At 54.7% G+C, this 19,024-nt stretch carries 15 protein-coding genes; 10 read left to right on the top strand and 5 right to left on the bottom strand.

Annotated features, from left to right (window positions below; all coding sequences use genetic code 11):
- Positions 1–296 precede the first annotated feature (296 nt).
- The 3 genes from CEE69_RS29140 to CEE69_RS29130 all read right to left on the bottom strand — a co-directional run bounded on the left by CEE69_RS29140 (position 297) and on the right by CEE69_RS29130 (position 4,261).
- Positions 297–2,810: a recombinase family protein gene (locus CEE69_RS29140; RefSeq protein WP_099264050.1), complete on the bottom strand. Its 2,514-nt coding sequence runs from the start codon at positions 2,808–2,810 to the stop codon at positions 297–299.
- Positions 2,811–3,395: 585 nt separating this feature from the next.
- Positions 3,396–3,905, bottom strand: a complete 510-nt coding sequence (locus CEE69_RS29135; protein WP_143549367.1) for a hypothetical protein — start codon at positions 3,903–3,905, stop codon at positions 3,396–3,398.
- A 71-nt stretch (positions 3,906–3,976) separates the two neighbouring features.
- Positions 3,977–4,261: a hypothetical protein gene (locus CEE69_RS29130; protein WP_099264048.1), complete on the bottom strand. Its 285-nt coding sequence runs from the start codon at positions 4,259–4,261 to the stop codon at positions 3,977–3,979.
- Positions 4,262–4,547: 286 nt separating this feature from the next.
- Here CEE69_RS29130 and CEE69_RS29125 point away from each other — a divergent pair, with 286 nt between their 5' ends.
- The 10 genes from CEE69_RS29125 (at position 4,548) to CEE69_RS29080 (ending at position 16,495) form a co-directional block, all read left to right on the top strand.
- Complete coding sequence (locus CEE69_RS29125) at positions 4,548–6,083, top strand: NAD(P)-binding domain-containing protein (protein WP_233215761.1); 1,536 nt, start codon at positions 4,548–4,550, stop codon at positions 6,081–6,083.
- Between the two features lie 90 nt (positions 6,084–6,173).
- Positions 6,174–6,743, top strand: a complete 570-nt coding sequence (sigZ, locus tag CEE69_RS29120; RefSeq protein ID WP_099264047.1) for an RNA polymerase sigma factor SigZ — start codon at positions 6,174–6,176, stop codon at positions 6,741–6,743.
- Between the two features lie 121 nt (positions 6,744–6,864).
- A complete protein-coding gene (locus CEE69_RS29115; protein ID WP_143549365.1) occupies positions 6,865–7,128 on the top strand; it encodes a hypothetical protein in 264 nt (87 codons plus the stop codon).
- A 228-nt stretch (positions 7,129–7,356) separates the two neighbouring features.
- Positions 7,357–7,653 carry a hypothetical protein gene (locus tag CEE69_RS29110; RefSeq protein WP_099264045.1) on the top strand — a complete coding sequence of 99 codons (297 nt, stop codon included), beginning with the start codon at positions 7,357–7,359 and terminating at the stop codon, positions 7,651–7,653.
- A 217-nt stretch (positions 7,654–7,870) separates the two neighbouring features.
- Positions 7,871–8,245, top strand: coding sequence for a response regulator (locus CEE69_RS29105; protein ID WP_099264057.1), 375 nt, complete (start codon positions 7,871–7,873; stop codon positions 8,243–8,245).
- A 4-nt stretch (positions 8,246–8,249) separates the two neighbouring features.
- Entirely contained in the window at positions 8,250–8,717 is a 468-nt protein-coding gene (panD, locus tag CEE69_RS29100; protein ID WP_099264056.1) for an aspartate 1-decarboxylase, read from the top strand.
- A gap of 3 nt (positions 8,718–8,720) precedes the next feature.
- Positions 8,721–9,806, top strand: coding sequence for a site-2 protease family protein (locus CEE69_RS29095; protein WP_099264044.1), 1,086 nt, complete (start codon positions 8,721–8,723; stop codon positions 9,804–9,806).
- A 112-nt stretch (positions 9,807–9,918) separates the two neighbouring features.
- Positions 9,919–11,949 carry a glucuronate isomerase gene (locus tag CEE69_RS29090; RefSeq protein ID WP_099264043.1) on the top strand — a complete coding sequence of 677 codons (2,031 nt, stop codon included), beginning with the start codon at positions 9,919–9,921 and terminating at the stop codon, positions 11,947–11,949.
- A gap of 359 nt (positions 11,950–12,308) precedes the next feature.
- A complete protein-coding gene (locus CEE69_RS29085) occupies positions 12,309–15,101 on the top strand; it encodes a DUF1549 and DUF1553 domain-containing protein (RefSeq protein ID WP_099264055.1) in 2,793 nt (930 codons plus the stop codon).
- Between the two features lie 74 nt (positions 15,102–15,175).
- Positions 15,176–16,495, top strand: coding sequence for a DUF1501 domain-containing protein (locus CEE69_RS29080; protein WP_099264054.1), 1,320 nt, complete (start codon positions 15,176–15,178; stop codon positions 16,493–16,495).
- 11 nt (positions 16,496–16,506) lie between these two features.
- Here the strand turns inward: CEE69_RS29080 and CEE69_RS29075 are convergent, their stop codons facing one another.
- Positions 16,507–17,211, bottom strand: coding sequence for a hypothetical protein (locus tag CEE69_RS29075; protein ID WP_099264042.1), 705 nt, complete (start codon positions 17,209–17,211; stop codon positions 16,507–16,509).
- A gap of 207 nt (positions 17,212–17,418) precedes the next feature.
- Positions 17,419–18,720, bottom strand: coding sequence for a hypothetical protein (locus CEE69_RS29070; protein ID WP_233215760.1), 1,302 nt, complete (start codon positions 18,718–18,720; stop codon positions 17,419–17,421).
- Between the last annotated feature and the right edge of the window lie 304 nt (positions 18,721–19,024).

The following is a 19,024-nucleotide window of genomic DNA, read 5'->3' as shown; positions in this document are numbered from 1 at the left end:
AGATGCAGACGAAGCAATGCTATCAATTTTTTGTTTCAATGGACGGCTTACCAGGATTTGACTTCGCGTGGATGCGGCGGTTGAGTCACTTGCTATTTCATGTTGCTTCGTTCGTCGCGGTTCAGAACACGTCGCCTAAGAATGACGCAGCGTATGGATGCTGCGTTGGAGCGCAACGGCTGCTAGGCTCGGCACACGTTTGAAAAACAACCTCCTCGCGGAGCCACATAACTTGGTGACTCACGCGAGGAAGTCAATTCGATCAGCCTGAAGACAGGCCGAATGCGACATGGTCCCTAGATGTCGATTCCCTCCCGAGCCATCCGTTGCTTTTCATCCGCAACCGTATGATGATCGCAACCGACTTCTTGAGCAATCTTGCGGTTGCTCATCTCGCCTTCTCTCACGTGCCAACGGATGAGGTTGATTTGTTCTTGAGAGATTCGCCGCTTTGGCGACTTTCGCAGGATGGTGCCGTCCATGGCCAGAAGCCGGTTCTTCGTCGGATCGGCTTGCTTGTATGTCCGAGAAACCAAAGCGGAACTCTTCCCCAATTTCTCACCGACTTCTTCAAAATCGAGTCCAACTTCATCGACAAGCCGTCGAACCTCTTCCTGCAGTTTTACCGACTCGATTGATTCGAACCGGCGAGATTCGATCAGCCTTTGATCAGGTAAATAGCACCGTTCTCCATCTCCCCACAGCCGAAGAGCCGCGTCCACAGTTCTGCTGTCGATGGCAAGGCTGATTGCGATGTTGTTGCGACTCGAACCAGCCGAGTACATGTCGGCTACGGTTTTCGATAAGATTTCAGCGGTCGTGAAACTTCGGATCTCTAGATTGGTGGGGAATTCAGTTGTCCAACTACGGTCAGAGAGGAACTCCCACATGTCCGTACTTGGACAAGACTTTTGCCGAGCAATCTCTACGAGCACGGGAACGGCATTGAAGCTGAAATGGGCATACCATTTGAAACGCCGTTGGCTAATCTGTTCGCCTCGCTCGATCCTAACTCGCCCGACCAGTGCAGACAGCACTCGGTTTGAAGCCTCCGTATCGCGATATAACAGCTCGCTTAGGTCGGCTACCAACTCTGCAGCTTGATCAGGTCGGATGGGAGCGACTCTCGTGTGGGATTGCTCAGCCGCGGTCTGCAGAGACTTCAACTCAGAAACTTCTTTCCTCAGCTTGGCGACCTTTTGTAGCACAGGAACTAAATCATCCTCCTCATCAAAAGCTTCAAGCGAACCGACGATACGGTCAATCGATTTGGATTTCGACTCGATCGTCTGCGTGATGACTTCCGTGTTCGGCAATGGTGCCCGAGACAAATCAGTGAGGTGTTTGTTAGCAGCGTTTACAAGATCGGTCACGAATTGTCCGTCGGCCAGTTTGCCAAGTATGAAATTCAGCAGCGACTGATCGATGTGACTGAGAGTCTTACTCCCGTCCATCTTGCATCCATCGATGCCGTCCCTTCCTCTTGAACAGCAAACGACCGGCCGCGATGAACCGCGACCGGACCACATCGGATTTCCGCAACTGTAACAAAAATAGTTGAAGATTCGTTTCGCGTGACCCTCGTTGCGAGTGATTGATGAGTTCGCCGGATTGTAAGCCACGCTGAGCTTCTTCATCCGGTCTTGTGCACGCTGCCAGAGTTCATCATCAATGATACGAAGATGCGGCATTTCGCGTATACGCCACTCGTCCTCTGGACGATTCACGGTCTTGATCGCCTTGGTTAGAGGATCCATCTTCTTGGCCGTGCGGTTCCAAATTTCTCGACCGCGGTACATCTCACGTTGCAGGGCATTTCGAATCAGGGTATTGCTCCACGCTTGGCGATCATCGATTTGCTCCTCATTGAACAATTGTGCAATCCGCCGGGGACTCCAGCCATTATCGGCGTAGAGCTTGAACATTCGACGAACCTGCTCAGCTTCTGCCGGCACGATCACCACTTGTTGAACCGGCTTTCCATCTTGCGAGACAATTGTCGCGCCGTCGTCATCCAGGATTGGCTCTAGCGCATAACCGTAGCTGGGCTTGTAGAGCGGTTTTCCTTGTCGGAAAGCATCGTCCATTCCACGGCCTACTTTCTCGCGAAGCTGATCGACGAAGAGCTCGTGTAGCATGGAGAAGATGGTCAACATGATTTTCGACGTTGGGTTTTCTGAGTCAAAACCGTCGGTCGCGCCGATCAGACGCTTTCCACATTGCTCGATCAAACGTCCGAGGCTCAACGATTCGATGTGATCTCGGCTTGCCCGTCCAAGTTCATCGATAAAAAAGCACTTCGGAGCATCCGCGTCTCGCATAATCAGCGACTTCATCAGCTGATAGCCGCCCCTTTGATCCGTCGTGCCTGATATGGCAGCATCGGCAAACACGTACTGCCACGGAATAAAGAACGCCTCTTTCGCGGCTCGCTCCAACACGTTTTTGAGCTGCTGATCGAGCGACCGTGGATTTGAGTTCGCATCGCTGTACCGACAATACGCGACGCCCAATAATCCCCGCTCGCTTGGGCCAGCTATTTCCTTGCTCGGCTCACCGGAAATGTAAGTCCGCTCGAACAATTCGATCATACTGCCGAGATCGGAGTCTCGTGAAACTTCCGGGTAGATCCTGGCGATCTCTTTGGGCCAGTGTTGCTGCTGAACATCAAGATAGGTCTCAGCGAGCGATTGCAAACTGCTGCGATCGGGTAACCCGCGCTGCCTGGTTTTCGCTGTTTTAGTACCGTTCAATTCGGACTTTTCCGAATTTGGAGGACCAGAAACCTGCGAGGTTTTGTTGATGGACATGGGGAAACAACTTTCCCGAGCGACGGAGAATTGAACCGACGATGCGAGCTCAGAGACGGGGGAAGTGCCATGAAATTGGGTTTTCACGCTATTTTCCCTCCGTTGAGTTCGAAGACATCTTCTGCGGAAAACACAATGATTTCCGGCAAAACTTGCATCAGAAGACGCTGTCCAGGGGACTCGCTCCCCAAGGTGAATCTTGGGTCGCCCCGATTTTCTTTCGCCGTGTTCGACGGCATCTCTGGTTGGCAGTGACGTCCCTCAAAAGCTTTGCATTGGATTCCAGGGTGTCAAAGCGGGCTTCAACGGAGCCGACCAGAAAGATGGCCATCAAGTATCGATCGCCTTGCGAAGTGCTGAGAGACGACGGGCAAAAAAGCATGGGGGGGAAAGCTCCACGATATGGCCGCCCCCAGAGAAGTCCCGGTATCCATCGACCTTCTCCTTCATGGCTGAAGTGAGACGTTCTTAAAACGCATCGAGCCAGACGTGCATTCGCTCAGCTGATTACTGTCCGCCGTCACCGGGTACGGCGGGTGATTTCCAATCATGAACGCGTGAATCAGTACTCAGTCGCACACATCGCTAATCGAGGTCAAGTTTGGCGGCACGTCGGATTGCATCAACGAATCGGACATCACCGCCACCCTCGTTACTTGCGTATAGCGTGAGCTCATAACCGTCGGTCGACACAATGACGATGGTAGAGTCTTCGAGCCAGCTATCGCTCTGGATAAAGTCCACCGATTCGACCTCATCCAATGCAATCGAATCACACCATGTGTCGGTACCGTCAGCGACGTAGGACACTACACGCCTGTCCGTCAATAAATTCCCGTCACCTTCAGGAGTCATTGCGGATGAATAGAAAAAGAGTATTCGCTCGTCTTGAGCCAGACCCGCCGACGCGGAAACGATTTTGGTAATTCGTGGTGGCAGCTTGCCTCCAGGCAACACTTTTGTGTCTGCAACGTGCCCCGTCATCAATCCCCAACCAACAGCGGCGAACAACGCAATGATCGCCATGAGTGGGATGGATAGCAGCCCCGCAAGGATGAGAAGCGGTCGCGAATAAGACGGTTGTGCGTTGCTCATCAGGCTACAACTCGATGCGGGTAACGACGGAGACCACGGGGTCGGACCTTCAGATGGTTCATCCGGATTCATCATGGACTTGATAGAATTCTCTGCCGACGAGATTCACGATGCAATAAAAAGATCTGCACGAGCAGATTCTGGTGCCCTCTTTGCCCTGAACCGTCGCTGATGTTCATCTGGGCAACAAAGCCCAGGTGTTCCACGTGCATGTTAGATACGCTCGGGAAACGAAGTTCTGTTGCTTCGAATGCGATGTGGAACGCCCTTGCCTTGCCGATGCAGATGAGCGTCGCTGGAGACACCTGGTGGAAGAAGGCCAGGTCGCGATAGATCGAAAAGAGCAGTCGGCTCACGTGGTTGTTTGAACGCTTTGCAATCATCGACGAGAAAGCTTTTCACAAAGGTCAAAACGACATCGCAATGTTCTACGATTTGGACTTGGACAGCAAAATCAAGTCAATCAAGCGTCGGGTTGGTGGCCAACGAAATCGAGAGATTTTCAAGACAGCAATCCCCTCTGGCAGCCAGTGATTCACGAGAATCAACGCAAGATTTCGCCAAACAAGCTAAACGAGGCTGCGTCTTTTTGATGGCATGCTCGTCTTTACCTGCGAGAAGTCATTTTTTGAAAGGAACGCAATGAACCAGCCTCAATCAAACTGTCGAAGCTTCATCCGCCCAGAAGCCACCGCTTTCGAAACCTCACCGGAACCATCAGTTTCGGATTCAAACCAGGCCGCAGAAACGCAATGCTGTGGCGGGTCTCCGACGCAATTGTCAAACATCGCCGGGTTCAACCCCGCACGGGCGGAACCATCGACGCAGTGCTGCGGAACCTCGGCGCCGCCTGAGGCTGCTTCAAGCGCCGACACGCTGACTCAGCCTTCATTCAACAAGGCAAACGAATCTCTACCGGTCGCCATCATCGGTGCCGGACCGATTGGATTGTCCGCCGCCGCGAATTTGCTGGAACGTGATCAGGATTTCATCATTCTCGAAGCGGGATCGAGAATCGCCGCGAGCATGTGGGAATGGCGGCACGTGCGTCTGTTCACCCCTTGGTCCTACCTGATCGATCCCGCGTCAAAACGGGCTCTGCAGTCCGAGCGTTCGTGGAAGGAACCCGATGGTGACCACGTTCCTTTCGCTGGCGAGCTTGTTAAGAATTACCTTGATCCGCTCGCGGCACACGCTGGCATCTCGTCTCGTCTTAAACTGAATCACAAGGTCACATCGATCTCTCGAGATGGACACGATCGAATGAAAGACGGGAATCGAAATGACGCCCCCTTCTTGATCGTCGCGAAAACGAATGATGGCCCGCGTCGCTTCCAGGCTCGTGCCGTGATCGACGCGTCGGGAACTTGGGGCACGCCGAACCCAATGGGTGCCGGCGGAGTGTGGGCAGACGGTGAGCAACAGTTCCAAGCCAATATTAGCTACGGAATGCCAGACGTTTTAGACAGCGAGCGGCATCGGTATGCTGGCAAGCGAGTTCTAGTTGTTGGGTCGGGACACTCCGCCACCGGTGTCGTTTTGAGTTTGGCGGAATTGGCTGGTGAGTCTCCCGAAACCATGATCGCTTGGGCCATTCGCCGTAAGAATCCAGCCAAGCTTTGGGGCGGCGGATCCACGGACGAAATCGAAGAACGGGGTGCTCTGGGCACTCGCGTAAAAGAGGTCGTCGACAACGGCAAAGCAACGTTGCTGACCGGTCTTTCAATCGGCGCGATCCGCGAACACAAAGATGGATTGGAAGTCTTCGATGTCGACGGCGTGTCGCAAGTCGTCGTTGACGAGATCATCGTCGCAGCCGGGGCAAGGCCCGAATTGGGTATGCTTCGCGAACTGCGACTCGAATTTGACACTTCCACGGAAGCGACCAAGACCTTGGGACCGCTGATTGATCCCAACCAACACAGCTGCGGATCGGTCCCGCCGCACGGAGCCCTCGAGCTCCAACACCCCGAACGTGGGTTCTATCTGGCCGGGATGAAGAGTTATGGTCGGGCACCCACATTTTTGATGATGACCGGATACGAACAAGTTCGATCGATCGCAGCCGAACTCGCCGGCGATCACGAGGCGGCTCGGAAGGTCGAACTGAAACTGCCATCGACCGGCGTGTGTTCCACCGACCTCGCCTTTCAAGAACCAATGGCGGTTCCCTCGTGACCACAGCAATTCACTCCGTTGATCTCGACAACCGACTGACGGCGATCGTCCATCGCGAAGAGATCAACGGTAGAACGGAAAGAACATGACATGAGTCACGACAACACCACCACCGCTCAACTCTGGAGTTTGTTTGGCGAGCAGCTTCGATCGTTCTTCATGCACCGAGTCTCTGATGCGCAGCTCGCGGAGGATTTGTTGCAGGAGACCTTTGTTCGCATCCACACCAAACTGGATGGGGTCGACGATCAACAACGCATCCGCTCGTGGGTCTTTCAGATCGCTCGCAACTTGGTGGTCGATCACTATCGCGTCAAGTCACGCGAAGCGGCGACGCTGGCCGACGAAGTGAACGCTAGTCCGGAGAGCGAAGAAAGCGTTGAAGAAGTCGTTATCGGTTGGCTTCCCAAGATGCTGGAACAACTTCCGTCTGAGTACCAAGAAGCGATCGAGCTCTATGAGCTAAAGGGTATGTCGCAACAAGAAATCGCTGACAAGCTCGGCATCTCGTTGTCCGGTGCAAAGTCGCGGGTTCAACGAGGGCGAACGAAACTCAAGCAAGTCCTCTTTGACTGCTGCAGTTTCGAACACGACCGGCGTGGCAATTTGATCAGCTACCAAAGAAACCATGCGGACGACCCAAGGGACTTTGACGCGTGAGTTTCTTTCAAAACCTCTGCGTCGTTCTGCGATCAAGATCGTCTTGAGAGGTGAGCAACCCATCGGTTGCCACATCCCGATTGACATCCGCATTCGAATGCGGAGCAGGAAGGATTCAGCAATGAACACGGAACAAACACCTCACGAAAAACAGCCAACGCCCTGCTGCTCACCGTTGGCAATCACCGAATTGAGAACGGTCAACCAGAGCCAACCCACTACGAACGACAACTCAAAACCATGGTTCAGTGGCGGGGGAATTTGGCTGGGAGCACTGTCCGGAACCGGTGCGATCGTTGGCGGGATCACATGCTGTGGATTTCCGCTGTTGAGTGGTCTTCTGGCGTCGGTCGGAATCGGCAGCGGTGTCCCGTTGCGTGATTGAGCCCGAGTCGAACTCTGACTGAACCAGCCAACCGCTAAACTGGATTGACCGTCGCGTGCCCACTTTTTCTGGAATGTGCTAGGTTAGGCTAGCAGCCACGGAAGGTGCGTTCTTGTGGATCGCGACGAGGTAGGAACCCGCGGCGGATCGCGATTCTTCCGTCCGTTTTGTTCTTCCTAGCCAAATCAATCCGCTGATGCCTCGAGCGTCTCGGCCGAAACAAAGCTCATGGTCAAATCCTGCCGAAGTTGCAAACGTCCGATTGATCCGGATCGAGATTGGATTGAGCGATTTCTCATCGATGGTGCTCCGGCTCCGCCCGAGTCCCGGGCGACAAAGGCCGATTTGCGACAAGCTGTCGCAGAACGCGATCATTTGCTGAGCCAATTGCACGCGATGGCCCTGCGGATGCTGGCCAAAGAACTGTCGATCGCCGCCTCCCCATCGCTGAGCGACGATCGCACGCCCTCGCAGGTTCACGCTGATATGCAGCGTTGGATTCAAGATCGCGAACGTGCCCGGTGATCCCCGACCGGCTTAGTGAACGCCGATTCGCGGCCTGAACAGAAGCGATTCTTGTTCGGCGACTCCGAATTTTCGCGAAACTGGCGCATCCGTTGCTTGTGACCGATACGGGTCTTGCACCTTGTTCATTCATGCCGGCGCGGTTACACCAGAATGTTTCGGTTCGATCGTTCCCAGGCAACTTCCTGGAACCCCCTCGACGGAGATGTTTCATCCGATGGCGAAAACCCTAGTCGACTGCGGCAATTGCGGTCCCGATTTCAATGCCATACGTCAAATGGTGACCTCACACTTTGACGCTTCGGTGTTGCAGACCCACGGTGCCGAAGACACGATTGAGTTGTTGAAGAAACGCGACGTGGATCTCGTGACCGTCAACCGAAAACTCGATCGCGACTACACGGATGGATTGGACGTGATCAAGCAAATCAAATCCGACCCCGATCTCGCCAAAGTGCCTGTCATGTTGGTGACCAACTACGATGAGCATCAGGAAGTGGCCATGAGCGAAGGTGCCGAACGCGGATTTGGAAAACTGGAAATTGGTTCGGACAAAACAATCGAACAACTGAAGCCCTACCTGGTGGACTGAGTTGGTGGACACACCTTATCGAAAAATGCTGGCGGCCAAGATTCATCGTGCGACGGTGACGGGCGCAGACGTGAACTACGAAGGCAGCCTGACCGTTCCGCCGGAATTGTTGGTTGCTGCCAAAATCCATCCGTACGAGTCTCTCCATGTTTGGAACGTGACTCGCGGCACCCGCTTGGAAACGTACGCCATTGAAGGCTTGCCGAATTCCAGCGACGTGTGTGCCAACGGCGCAGCCGCTCACCTAATTCGCCCCGGCGACCATGTGATTTTGGCTGCCTACGCGATGGTGCCCGAAGCCGAAGCCGCGACTCATCAACCTCGCTTGATCTTCGTCGACGACAACAATCAGCTGTCACACATCGGCCCCGAGATCGCTGGTCCGAACATGCGTTTGGATTCAGACGGAACCAAACTGGTCTGCTCCAACACAAAGAAGCCTGACGGACAACCGCTCGCTGAAGGTTGCTAGTGCATGTCCGGTCCGGACGCTTCGCTCGTTGCTGCGATTCGGGCGAAGGAAACTCAGCCCAATGACTGGCCTCGCCAAACTCTGATGTTGCTGGTCTCGCTGGCGATTTTTTTTGCCGTCGGCTTGATTTGGTGGGACGTGCGGCTGGTGTTGATATTGGTCAGCATTCTATTGGTGCATGAAGCTGGTCACTGCATCGCGATGATCGCGTTCGGGTATCGCAACATTCGATTGGTGTTCCTGCCAATGTTTGGCGCAGCCGTCAGTGGTCACCAGGTCCAGTTGGCGACTTGGAAAAAGGCAATCGTCTATTTTGCGGGGCCGCTGCCAGGCATCGTGATTTCGATGGGATTGCTCATGGTTGCTACGGCGGGCAACTCAGATACGAATGCTTCCGTGACCGCGGTACCGATTCTGATGATGAATAGCAGCCGACCGTGGCTGTTCGAACTCGGAGGCCTTGGCCTGCTGTTGAATTGGATGAATTTGCTGCCGCTGCTGCCGCTCGACGGTGGCAAGATTGTTCAGGCCACGTTCACTCGCCCTTCGCCATGGCGGGAAGTGACCGGGCGAGTGCTCACGGTCGCGGCGATCACCGGACTCGGGATCTTGATCGGCGAGCCGTTGCTGTTGCTGCTGGTCATTCCGCTCCTGTTCACGATTCCGCTGACCTACCGAACTTCGTGGTTATGCGGGCAGCTGAACAACCAGGAGATCGAACAGCCGAACGGCCAACAAATCCCCGAATCCGCGATCGAGACCATCGCCTCTGCCATCGACGAAACGGCTCTTCGAGCATTGTCGGCCCCACAGAAAGCCTCGCTGGTCTTGCAGCTCTACGAAACCTTGATCGCGCCTTCGCCCAGCAAATTCGCGAGGCCGGCGATCTGGTTGGTGTACATCGGATCCATCACCGCGAGCACACTCTTTGGATGGTGGATTTGGACCCTTCATCGCTGGCACGATTCCGGGGCCGTCGAGCTAGGAATGTCAGCAAACATGGTCACAGGAGGCCGATTCGACAAAGGATCTCAGGCTGCCTTGTCCGCTGTCACCGGCCTTCTCGAGTCTGGCTGGCTCACGCTTTGAATCGCAACGATTGTGCGGGTGATTTTGGACGATCCCGACCAAGGTTGGTACATACCACGGTCGATCCGCAGGGCATCAGTGAGTATCCTGGTGCGATTGAATTTCGCCACTCATGAATGCCGCCACCATGTCAGACTCGTCCAACGTTGCCCACGGACCGAAATCCGAAATTTACGAAGCGTTGACGTCGATCCGGTTGATTGATCCACACTCGCACATCAATCCGCATTCGCCCGCATCGAAGACGCTGGCTGATGTGCTCGGCTATCACTACTACACCGAACTCGCGCACTCGGCCGGGATGCCCAAGTCGCACATCGAAGACAAGGCGATCGGGCCCAAGGAATTGGTCGAACGTTTGGTGGGCGGACTGCAGGCGCTGGAAAACACCGCTCAGTACAGCTGGCTGATTGAAATCTGCCGCACGTTCTTTGGCTTTGAAGAAGACCGATTGCACCTGAACAATTGGGAAGTCCTTTATGATCGCAGCGAATCGATCATGGCATCGGCACAGTGGTCCGAAACGGTGCTCGACCAAAGCAACGTCCAAGCCGTTTTCCTGACCAACGACTTCGACGACGCTCTCGAAGGCTTTGACACCGAAACCTACATTCCATGCCTTCGAACGGACGACCTGGTATTCCATCTCGCAAAACCAGAAGTTCGCGGCCGGTTGGCTGCTTGCACCGGCATCGAACTGGACGGCAGTCTCGAAAGTCTTCGTTCGAGTTTGAAACAACGCTTTGAACACTTCGTCAGCCGCGGTGCTCGTGCCTGTGCGATTTCGATCCCACCAACATTCACGCCGACCCCCGTTGGCGATGGCCGAGCGTCGACGGCGCTCAACGCTGTCTTGCAACAAGGTATTTCCGCAGATGCATCGCATCAGGAAGCTCTGTCTCGCCGAGTGTTCTGGACGCTGGCTGAACTTTGCGACGAATTTGGTCTGCCGTTTGACTTGATGATTGGCGTCAATCGTCAGGTCTACCCCGAAGGCGTCTTCCAAGGACAAGACCTCTACGATTCGCGAGTTTCGTTGATTCAGTATCGCGAACTGTTCAACTCGTTCCCGAACGTAAAATTCCCCGTCTCGGTTCTGGCAAGCGTCACCAACCAGGAATTGGTCAGCTACGCATGGATCTTCCCCAACGTGATCACCAACGGCCACTGGTGGTACAGCAACACGCCTTCGTTCATCGCTCGCGATGCAGCTGCACGGCTCGAAGCCGTTCCGCAAACCAAACAGATCGGTTACTACAGCGACGCTTACAAACTGGAATTCATCTGGCCCAAGTTTGACATGTACCGCAAAGTCCTCAGCGGTGTGTTGGCGGACCAGTTCGTCAGCGACCGAGGATGGTCAATCGAACGGGCTGTCGAACTCGGACGCAAAGTGCTTCGCGACAACGTGGAAGAGATCTTCCCGCTTCCAAAGGGTGCGCAGGACAGTTCTTCCTCTGAAGAAGTCAGCGACGACGCGGACGCTTCATCATTTGGTGCCGAGTCGTTGGGTGTGGTCGGCGTCGCAACTGCCGTGGCGGGAGTCACCGAAGTCTTGGATTTCGACTCCTCCGAACCCGCTGCCGAAACGAACGAGCCAGTCAGCGAGACAACAACGGAAGAATCCGATTACCTCCTGATCGACGACGAACCCGCCTCGGAAACGAGCGAAGCCGATTTGGCATCCAGCGAATTGGAATCGATGGACGTTGACGCTCTTCCTGCCGAGGAAGAAGTTCAAGAACTTGGCGTCGATGATGTCGAACTGCTCGACGATTCAGAACCGAGCGACACCTCAGCCGGACTGCTGTCCGAAACAATTGACGACGAGCCGCTTGATGTTGGCAACTTGCTGGATGACGATTCGCCCAGCGAACAAATCACTCAATTGCGTGGCGAATCCTCCTTCAATCCCGACGAAGATTCCTTGCAACTGGAAGCGGATCCCAACACGGGCGAATTCACTCTGCCAACCGGAGACGATGGCGGGGACGACGAAATCACCTTGTCGCCGAGCGATGAGCCGAGCAACCAAGATCAGCCTGCGAGAACCACCGACCCAACTGCGGAAACGGTCGAAGAAATCGAAGAGTTCGACCTGGATTTCTTGAGCGACGACGACGATTCCAGCAAGGACTCTTGAACCGTCGCGATGTGTGATTCGACATTAGTGAGTGGCGAAGTTGATGTCGCTTGCATGATGGCTGAACTCACGTGAGAACGACTGCGCACGCGCTGCAGAAGCAGCAGCACAAATCGCCCAACGTGCCTCGCCACGCCGCAAACTGCTCGCACCGCTCAGTTCGAGCCCACTGACCGGCGCAAATCTCAGTTTTCTTTTCCCATTTGCCTCGTCCCGGACGGTACTTTGGACGTCGACACACGTTCAATACTGTTGATGGCAATGCCGTGGGTAACGACATTTCGAGCGACAATGTTGTCACTTGCCATGCGACGACGCAGAGTCCCGAGGGAGAAACCGTGGTGCGACGTACTCGAAGCTTGAACTTGGGAACTCACTTCATCGCAATTGTGGGAGTCGGTTTGATCGTCGCGTTCGTCGCCGATGCATCCCATGCTAAATCACCGAATCCGTCGATCGATCCAGCGACGAATGAAACCGTCGCTCAACCGCTTTCAGTCCGAATGGCAGACGGATCGTCAAAAGAGGTCCCTGACTTCCAACGACACATCACTCCACTGCTCGGTCGTTTGGGCTGCAACGGGCGAGCTTGCCATGGATCTTTTCAAGGTCGCGGCGACTTTCAACTTTCGTTGTTTGGCTATGACTTCCGTGCCGACCATGCAGCGTTGCTAGATCCCGATACTGGCCGCGTCGACACCGACGATGTTGGTGAGAGCTTGATCCTGGCCAAACCCACTGATGCCGACATGCACGAAGGCGGCAAACGCCTGGATGTCGGAAGTTGGCAGTACCACACGCTACGCAATTGGATCGCTGCCGGTGCCAGCTTTGAAACGCAAACGATCGACGCGTTGGATCGCCTTGAGATTCAACCTTCCGAAATACAGTTCCAAAATGAATCGCAATCCGTTTCGCTGACAGCCATTGCACACTGGGCCGATGGAACCCGCGAAGACGTGACCGACCTCTGTCGCTTCACGACCAATGATGACGCAATCGCTGATATCGACGAACATGGATTGGTCTCTTCTGGCGAAACGGGTGACACACACGTCGTCATCGCTTACGACCGAGCGGTGGTTCCCATCCCGGTGATTCGGCGTGTCGCGATTCAGGAATCGATTCCATCGCCCGAGCCTTCTGATCATCCGATTGATCAGCTGATCCAGGTCAAACTCGACAAGCTTGGAATCACACCGTCGAACTTGTGCGATGACTCCGACTTCATCCGTCGGGCCAGCCTGGACATCACCGGAACTCTACCGGCAGCCGCAGACGTTCGTGCCTTTTTGGCTGACACACGTCCGGACAAACGAGAACGCCTGGTCGACGAATTGCTTGACTCGCCTGGCTACGCCGCGTGGTGGGCGACTCGGCTTGCCGATTGGACCGGCAACAGCGACGTGCAACTGAACAACGCCTTGCCCGTTCGCGGTTCTGCCTCGCGGCTTTGGTACGAATGGCTGAGAGTCCGTCTCGAAGACAACTTGCCCTACGACCAAATCGTCGAAGGCATCGTGATGGCAGACAACCGAGAAGAAGACGAGTCGTATCTGCAATATTGCAAAACGATGACGGATGCTTGCCGACCTGGCAACGAATCACAATTCGCTGAGCGTTCGGGAATGCCTTTGTACTGGGCCCGCCGCAATTTCCAAAAACCCGAAGAACGAGCGATCGGATTCGCGTATTCGTTCCTGGGAATTCGGATCGAATGCGCGCAGTGCCACAAACATCCTTTTGACCAATGGTCCAAGGACGACTTCGATCAGTTTGCAAAGCTTTTCAAAAGCATCGAAGCGAGACCGAACACGGTCGCCCGAGATTCTCGTGAGCAACGCGACCAACTGATTTCTAAAATCACCGGACAAGAAAAGCTCCGCAATGGCGACCTTCGAAGAAAGATCTACAAGGCCGCGCAACAAGGCGAAACCGTTCCTTTCCCCGAGTTGGTTTACAACACCGCAGCGTATCAAGCTCAGAAAAAACGTGCCAAAGCAAGGGCCAAAAAGAACCAGAAGGCTGCACCCATCAGCATTCCCGAAGGTCTGATCCTCGGTCAGTCTGACTCGGTTGCACTGGATCGCGACCCACGAGGCGACCTGATGGCTTGGCTTCGCCAAGACGACAATCCCTACTTCGCGAAAGCGATCGTCAATCGCGTTTGGGCGAACTACTTCGGCATCGGAATCATCAACCCGACCGATGACATGAACCTAGCCAATGCCCCGAGCAACGCTGAACTACTGGACGAACTGGCGAAACGATTCATCGACAGCGGCTATGACTTGAAATGGTTGTCCCGTGAGATCACCACCAGCGACGCGTATCAGCGAAGCATGGACTCGAATGCGAGCAATCGTCATGACGACCACAACTTTGCCCGTCACGTTCCGCGGCGACTCCCCGCCGAAGTGATCCACGACGCAGTGTTGCTTGCAACTCAGTCCAGTGAAGAAGCCGATCGAATGCGAGGCGAAATGCAACAGATGGCGATTGCCAATGGCGTCACCCAAAACCGCAACAACCGAAGTTTCGCGTTGCAGGTGTTTGGTCAATCCGAACGGGAAAGCAACTGCGATTGCGACCGGAGCGATTCACCCAGCCTGCTTCAATCGATCTATTTACGAAATGACTTTGAGATGTATCGACAACTTGGGTCGAAGGACGGTTGGGTCACTCAGACGATGAAGTCTCTCGGTCTCGAATCCGGCGACGCGGGAGTCGACCCTCAAATCCAGCGTCGAGCCGAACTGTTCCAGCGTCAAACCATTGCGAAGCTCAAGCGGTTCCAACGAATGACTCCCAAACAACGTCGCACCAACCGCGATCGAATTCGCGAGGAATACGGGCGAGTCCAAGACAAATTGGAACGTTACGGCTTCGCCTCGCCGGGATTAGCCGCGTTGTTGGATGATCCCGATGCGTGGGAACTGGAGCGGATCGAATCCGACAAAGACAACGCCCCAGAAACCTCGATGGATCAAGTCGTCGATGACGCATACCTTCGAACTCTCTCACGCTACCCCGACGATGGCGAACGCGAAACATCGCTTCAGTTCATCGCTGAATCCAAGTCGCCACAATCGGGTCTCGAATCGCTGATGTGGGCCTTGGTCAATACCAAAGAATTCATCATCACGCACTGATCAATCCATCGTTCGTCCGAAACGTTGACAATCGAAACGTCACTCCCATCAAACATTCCACTGGGCAATTCCAAATGAAACTTCATCGAACTTGCGATGGTATCGTTCGTCGCGATTTTCTTCGTGCGGGGACGCTGGGATTGGGTGCGGTCGCGTTGCCGGGCATGTCTTTGCCAACATTGCTGCGAGCGGAGGAAGCCGGGCGAGTCCTTCCCGGCGGTGCCAAACGTGCCATCTTCATCGAACTCAACGGTGGACCATCGCACATCGACACGTTTGATCCAAAACCTGATGCAAGCGATGGAGTACGCGGTCAGTTCAAGCCCATTCGAACGAACGTTCCCGGCATTCAAATCAGCGAACACCTGCCGAAACTGGCACAGGTCGCAGACAAATTCGCGATTCTTCGAGGCGTCAGCCACACACTCGCAGCGCATCAACTGGGGCGTGAGTACATCAATTGCGGCACCCGTCCGATCCCTTCGTTGGAATACCCCAGCTATGGCGCGGTGATGACTCGTGAACGTCCGGGCGATCACAACATCCCAAACCACGTTGCGATCCCCAAAGCATCTCACGGCGCGGGATTCCTTGGTATTCAGCATGCCGCACTGGAGACAAAGGCTACCCCGGCGCCCAACAAACCATTTTCAGTGCGAGGAATCGCGTTGCCGGGCAATGTTTCCATTGACGAAGTCACCCGGCGGCAAAGCCTTCTGAAGAAGCTCGATCGTCGATTCGCTGCCCTTGAGAACGACGAGTCGCTACTACAGGGACTGGACCGCTTTGGTGAACAAGCCTACGCAATGATCACATCGTCACGTGCTCGCGAGGCCTTCGACATTTCACGCGAACCGGAAAGCATGCAAAAGCAGTTTAGCGAAGACCCGTTCAGCCAAAGCTGCTTGCTCGCCCTTCGATTGGTCGAATCGGATGTTCGCTTCGTGTCACTTCAGCTCGGAGGCTGGGACACTCACCAAGACAACTTCACGAAGTTGAAGGAACAACAACTGCCCAAGCTGGACTCTGGGCTCAGTGGACTTCTGATCGGGTTGGAACAGCGTGGTCTCCTGGAATCCACCGCAGTGTTTGTTACTGGCGAATTTGGACGCACTCCCAAAATCAACGACCGGAGCGCGGAGGGTGGTCGCGATCACTACCCACGCTGCATGTTCATGTTGATGGCGGGCGGCAACGTTCGTGGAGGACAAGTGATCGGGGAAAGCGATGACACCGCCGCGGGACCGCGGCACGAAGCAATCACGCCCGACGACGTCGCGGCCAGTTTCTATCAGAACCTCGGCATCGATCCCGCCATGGAATTCGACAGCGAGACAGGTCGTCCCATCACGTTGGTTCGCGATGGCAAACCGATCAACGCGTTATTCAGTTGAGAACACGTCTTTCACTGCACGAACGGGTTGACCTGCACGCTGTTTTGATTCGCTTTTCGCGAATTGTGCTCATACGTTGAATCAGCCGACTGATCTGCACTCAACTTAGGCTGCGAGCCAACTTCATCGATCACACCATTTGGCGTGTTGGGTGCACTGACATCGGTGACTAATTCTTCGCTTTCGAAGAATGCATTGTCAAGTTGTTTCGGCAACGCCGCCCACATGTCTTCTTCATCGCCAACTGATTCGACATTCGCATTCATGTGAGGCTCCAATGATTGAGCCATCTTCGCAAGTTCACCCATGTCGAAGAATACACACGATGAGGCCACCAGCACGACGACGGTCAGCGCCATTCCGAGTCCGCCGATCATCATGAAGGCAAGGTAGGCAACTCCTGAGGAGATCGGTCCGCTTTGCGTCATCACCGAGACCGTCAGCACCGCTGAGCCAAACGAAAGAATGAACGCCAAGACAGGTGAAAGCGAATCGGCGAATAGTGCACAGCCAACCGAAGCCAAGCCACTAGAGAATCCAGCCGCGATCGACACGCAGAAAGACCACCCGAATCCATGCTGGCCACAACCGGCCAGCGATAGACTCCACTTCATCGCGAAGCCGTAGACGACGATGACAGCCAAGCAGAAGACCGCTGCTAGGATAGCAATCGGGACCACGGGCAATGAACTGAGATCGATGGAATTCGGATCCATGGGAAGCGACCAAATGGTTTGGGAAGACCGGTGCAGAGGTTTCTTCAACCCTAGGTCGCCCCTCCAAACTTGATCGATTCTGGCCAGCGTTGTCGCATCAATTCAGTGCTGGTAGCGATCGGTCGATTTCGACAATCGCTTCAACCCGTACAACCATCGCTGATTCTCGCCGTCACTGAGACGTCGGGGGAACGCTCGCAAGCCGGATCAACGACGTGGCAACCAACCCGCAACAGACGCTTTCGATCGAAGATCCATCTCAGCGTCGCAACGAACATCTCGTTCGCCTTGCTTCATACGGACGAACACAACCACTTTTTCACCAGCAGGTTGCTTGTCCTTCCACCGAATCGGAATTCGCAAAGATTCCCGTGGCAGATCAACCGCTGACATCTGTTGCAGACGGACCAATTGATCCGGACCAAAATCCCAGCGTCCAAGCTTGGCTTCATCACCGGTCTTGGATGCATCCAAAACAACAATGCTCAAGAAGCTCTTCTCAAATGATTCGGGAATTGGTTTCGGTTGCGGCTTCTCCGAAGACGCAAGTTTGGTCACCGGATTGAGGGAATCACCCATCAACGCGATGGCATGCCCATATTGATCCATCGAATCAACGACGACGTCAATTCCTTCTGTCGGAGGATAATCTGGATTGGTCGGTGGCGCCTGGTTCGATGCAGTGTCACTGGCAAAACGTGGCAGCGAATTTTTGTCGTTGACCGAAAGCTTCGCGGTATAGAGCTCAATCCTTTCCGGTGCGCCATTGACCTTGCCGAGGCCTCCGAGCATCCCTAGACCGGCCGGCAAATCGATCTGTCCAGGCGGACTGTCCGGACGTCCCGATGGAGAACTGGGCGGCACCGGATCACCCGGAACGACCGGGTCAAATTTCAGATCATTTGTTCCCGGCGGAACGGGTTGCGTTGGTGCGGGTAACAACGATCCCGGATCGGAATCGGGAATGAATGGTTCTCCTGGATCGATCATGGAATCGAGGTCCATACCGTTTCCGAAATCAAACGGAATGTCCGTTTGGTCTTTCTTACCGGGCGGGACGTCTTCCGCATCAGGTGAGACGTCCAAGTCTGCGGGCGACGGATCGCTTGGATCGATCAAAGGCTGATCTCGCGGCGCGAACTTGTCTGGCACGCCCGGATCAATGAATTCAGGACCTTCTAAATCGGCCCCCATATCGAAGTCGTCACCAGCGTCGTCATTCGAAGAATCTGGCTCGGGATCCACGACTGGATCTGGTGGTCGCTTTGAATCCGTGACGCTCGGTTTGGAGAGGCCTTGGGTCAGGTTCGGATTACGACGCGACGCGGGCGGAGGATTGGTCCCTGCGGATGCTGCAGCCGCCTTGGCCCGACGCAATTTCTCGATCAGCACACGGTTTTCGTAGTCGGCTTCGTAGAGCTGATCTTCTAGCAAACGAATTTCTCGAGCCATTTTCTGGCTGTAGACTTCTCGCTTGGCTCGTCCACGACATCCGATCGTCGAAAACACGAGCGTACAAGCCGCTAGCAATAGAACAACGCGACTTGGGGCAATATCACAAAACCGGTTGGAACTTCCATCGATTGCGGTCGGTTCAACCTTGCCAAAACCATCGTTTTCGTCGGAAATGCGCGCACTCGAGCGTACCGAACCCCTGGGGTTGGGCGAAGCGTTCACAGAGATGGCAGACCGTTGAAACAACGGGAATTTCCTGAAACCAGAGACGAATGATTTTTAGACTCAAGTTTCAGTTATCAAATGCCGACCCCGGGTGTCAACGGAAACTCCGGATACCCACAGCCAAGATTGTCAG

It is taken from the genome of Rhodopirellula bahusiensis (genome assembly GCF_002727185.1).
Classification (GTDB): Bacteria; Planctomycetota; Planctomycetia; order Pirellulales; family Pirellulaceae; genus Rhodopirellula; species Rhodopirellula bahusiensis.
Note: the sequence above shows the minus strand (reverse complement) of the source record. Positions and strands in the feature narration are given on the sequence as shown.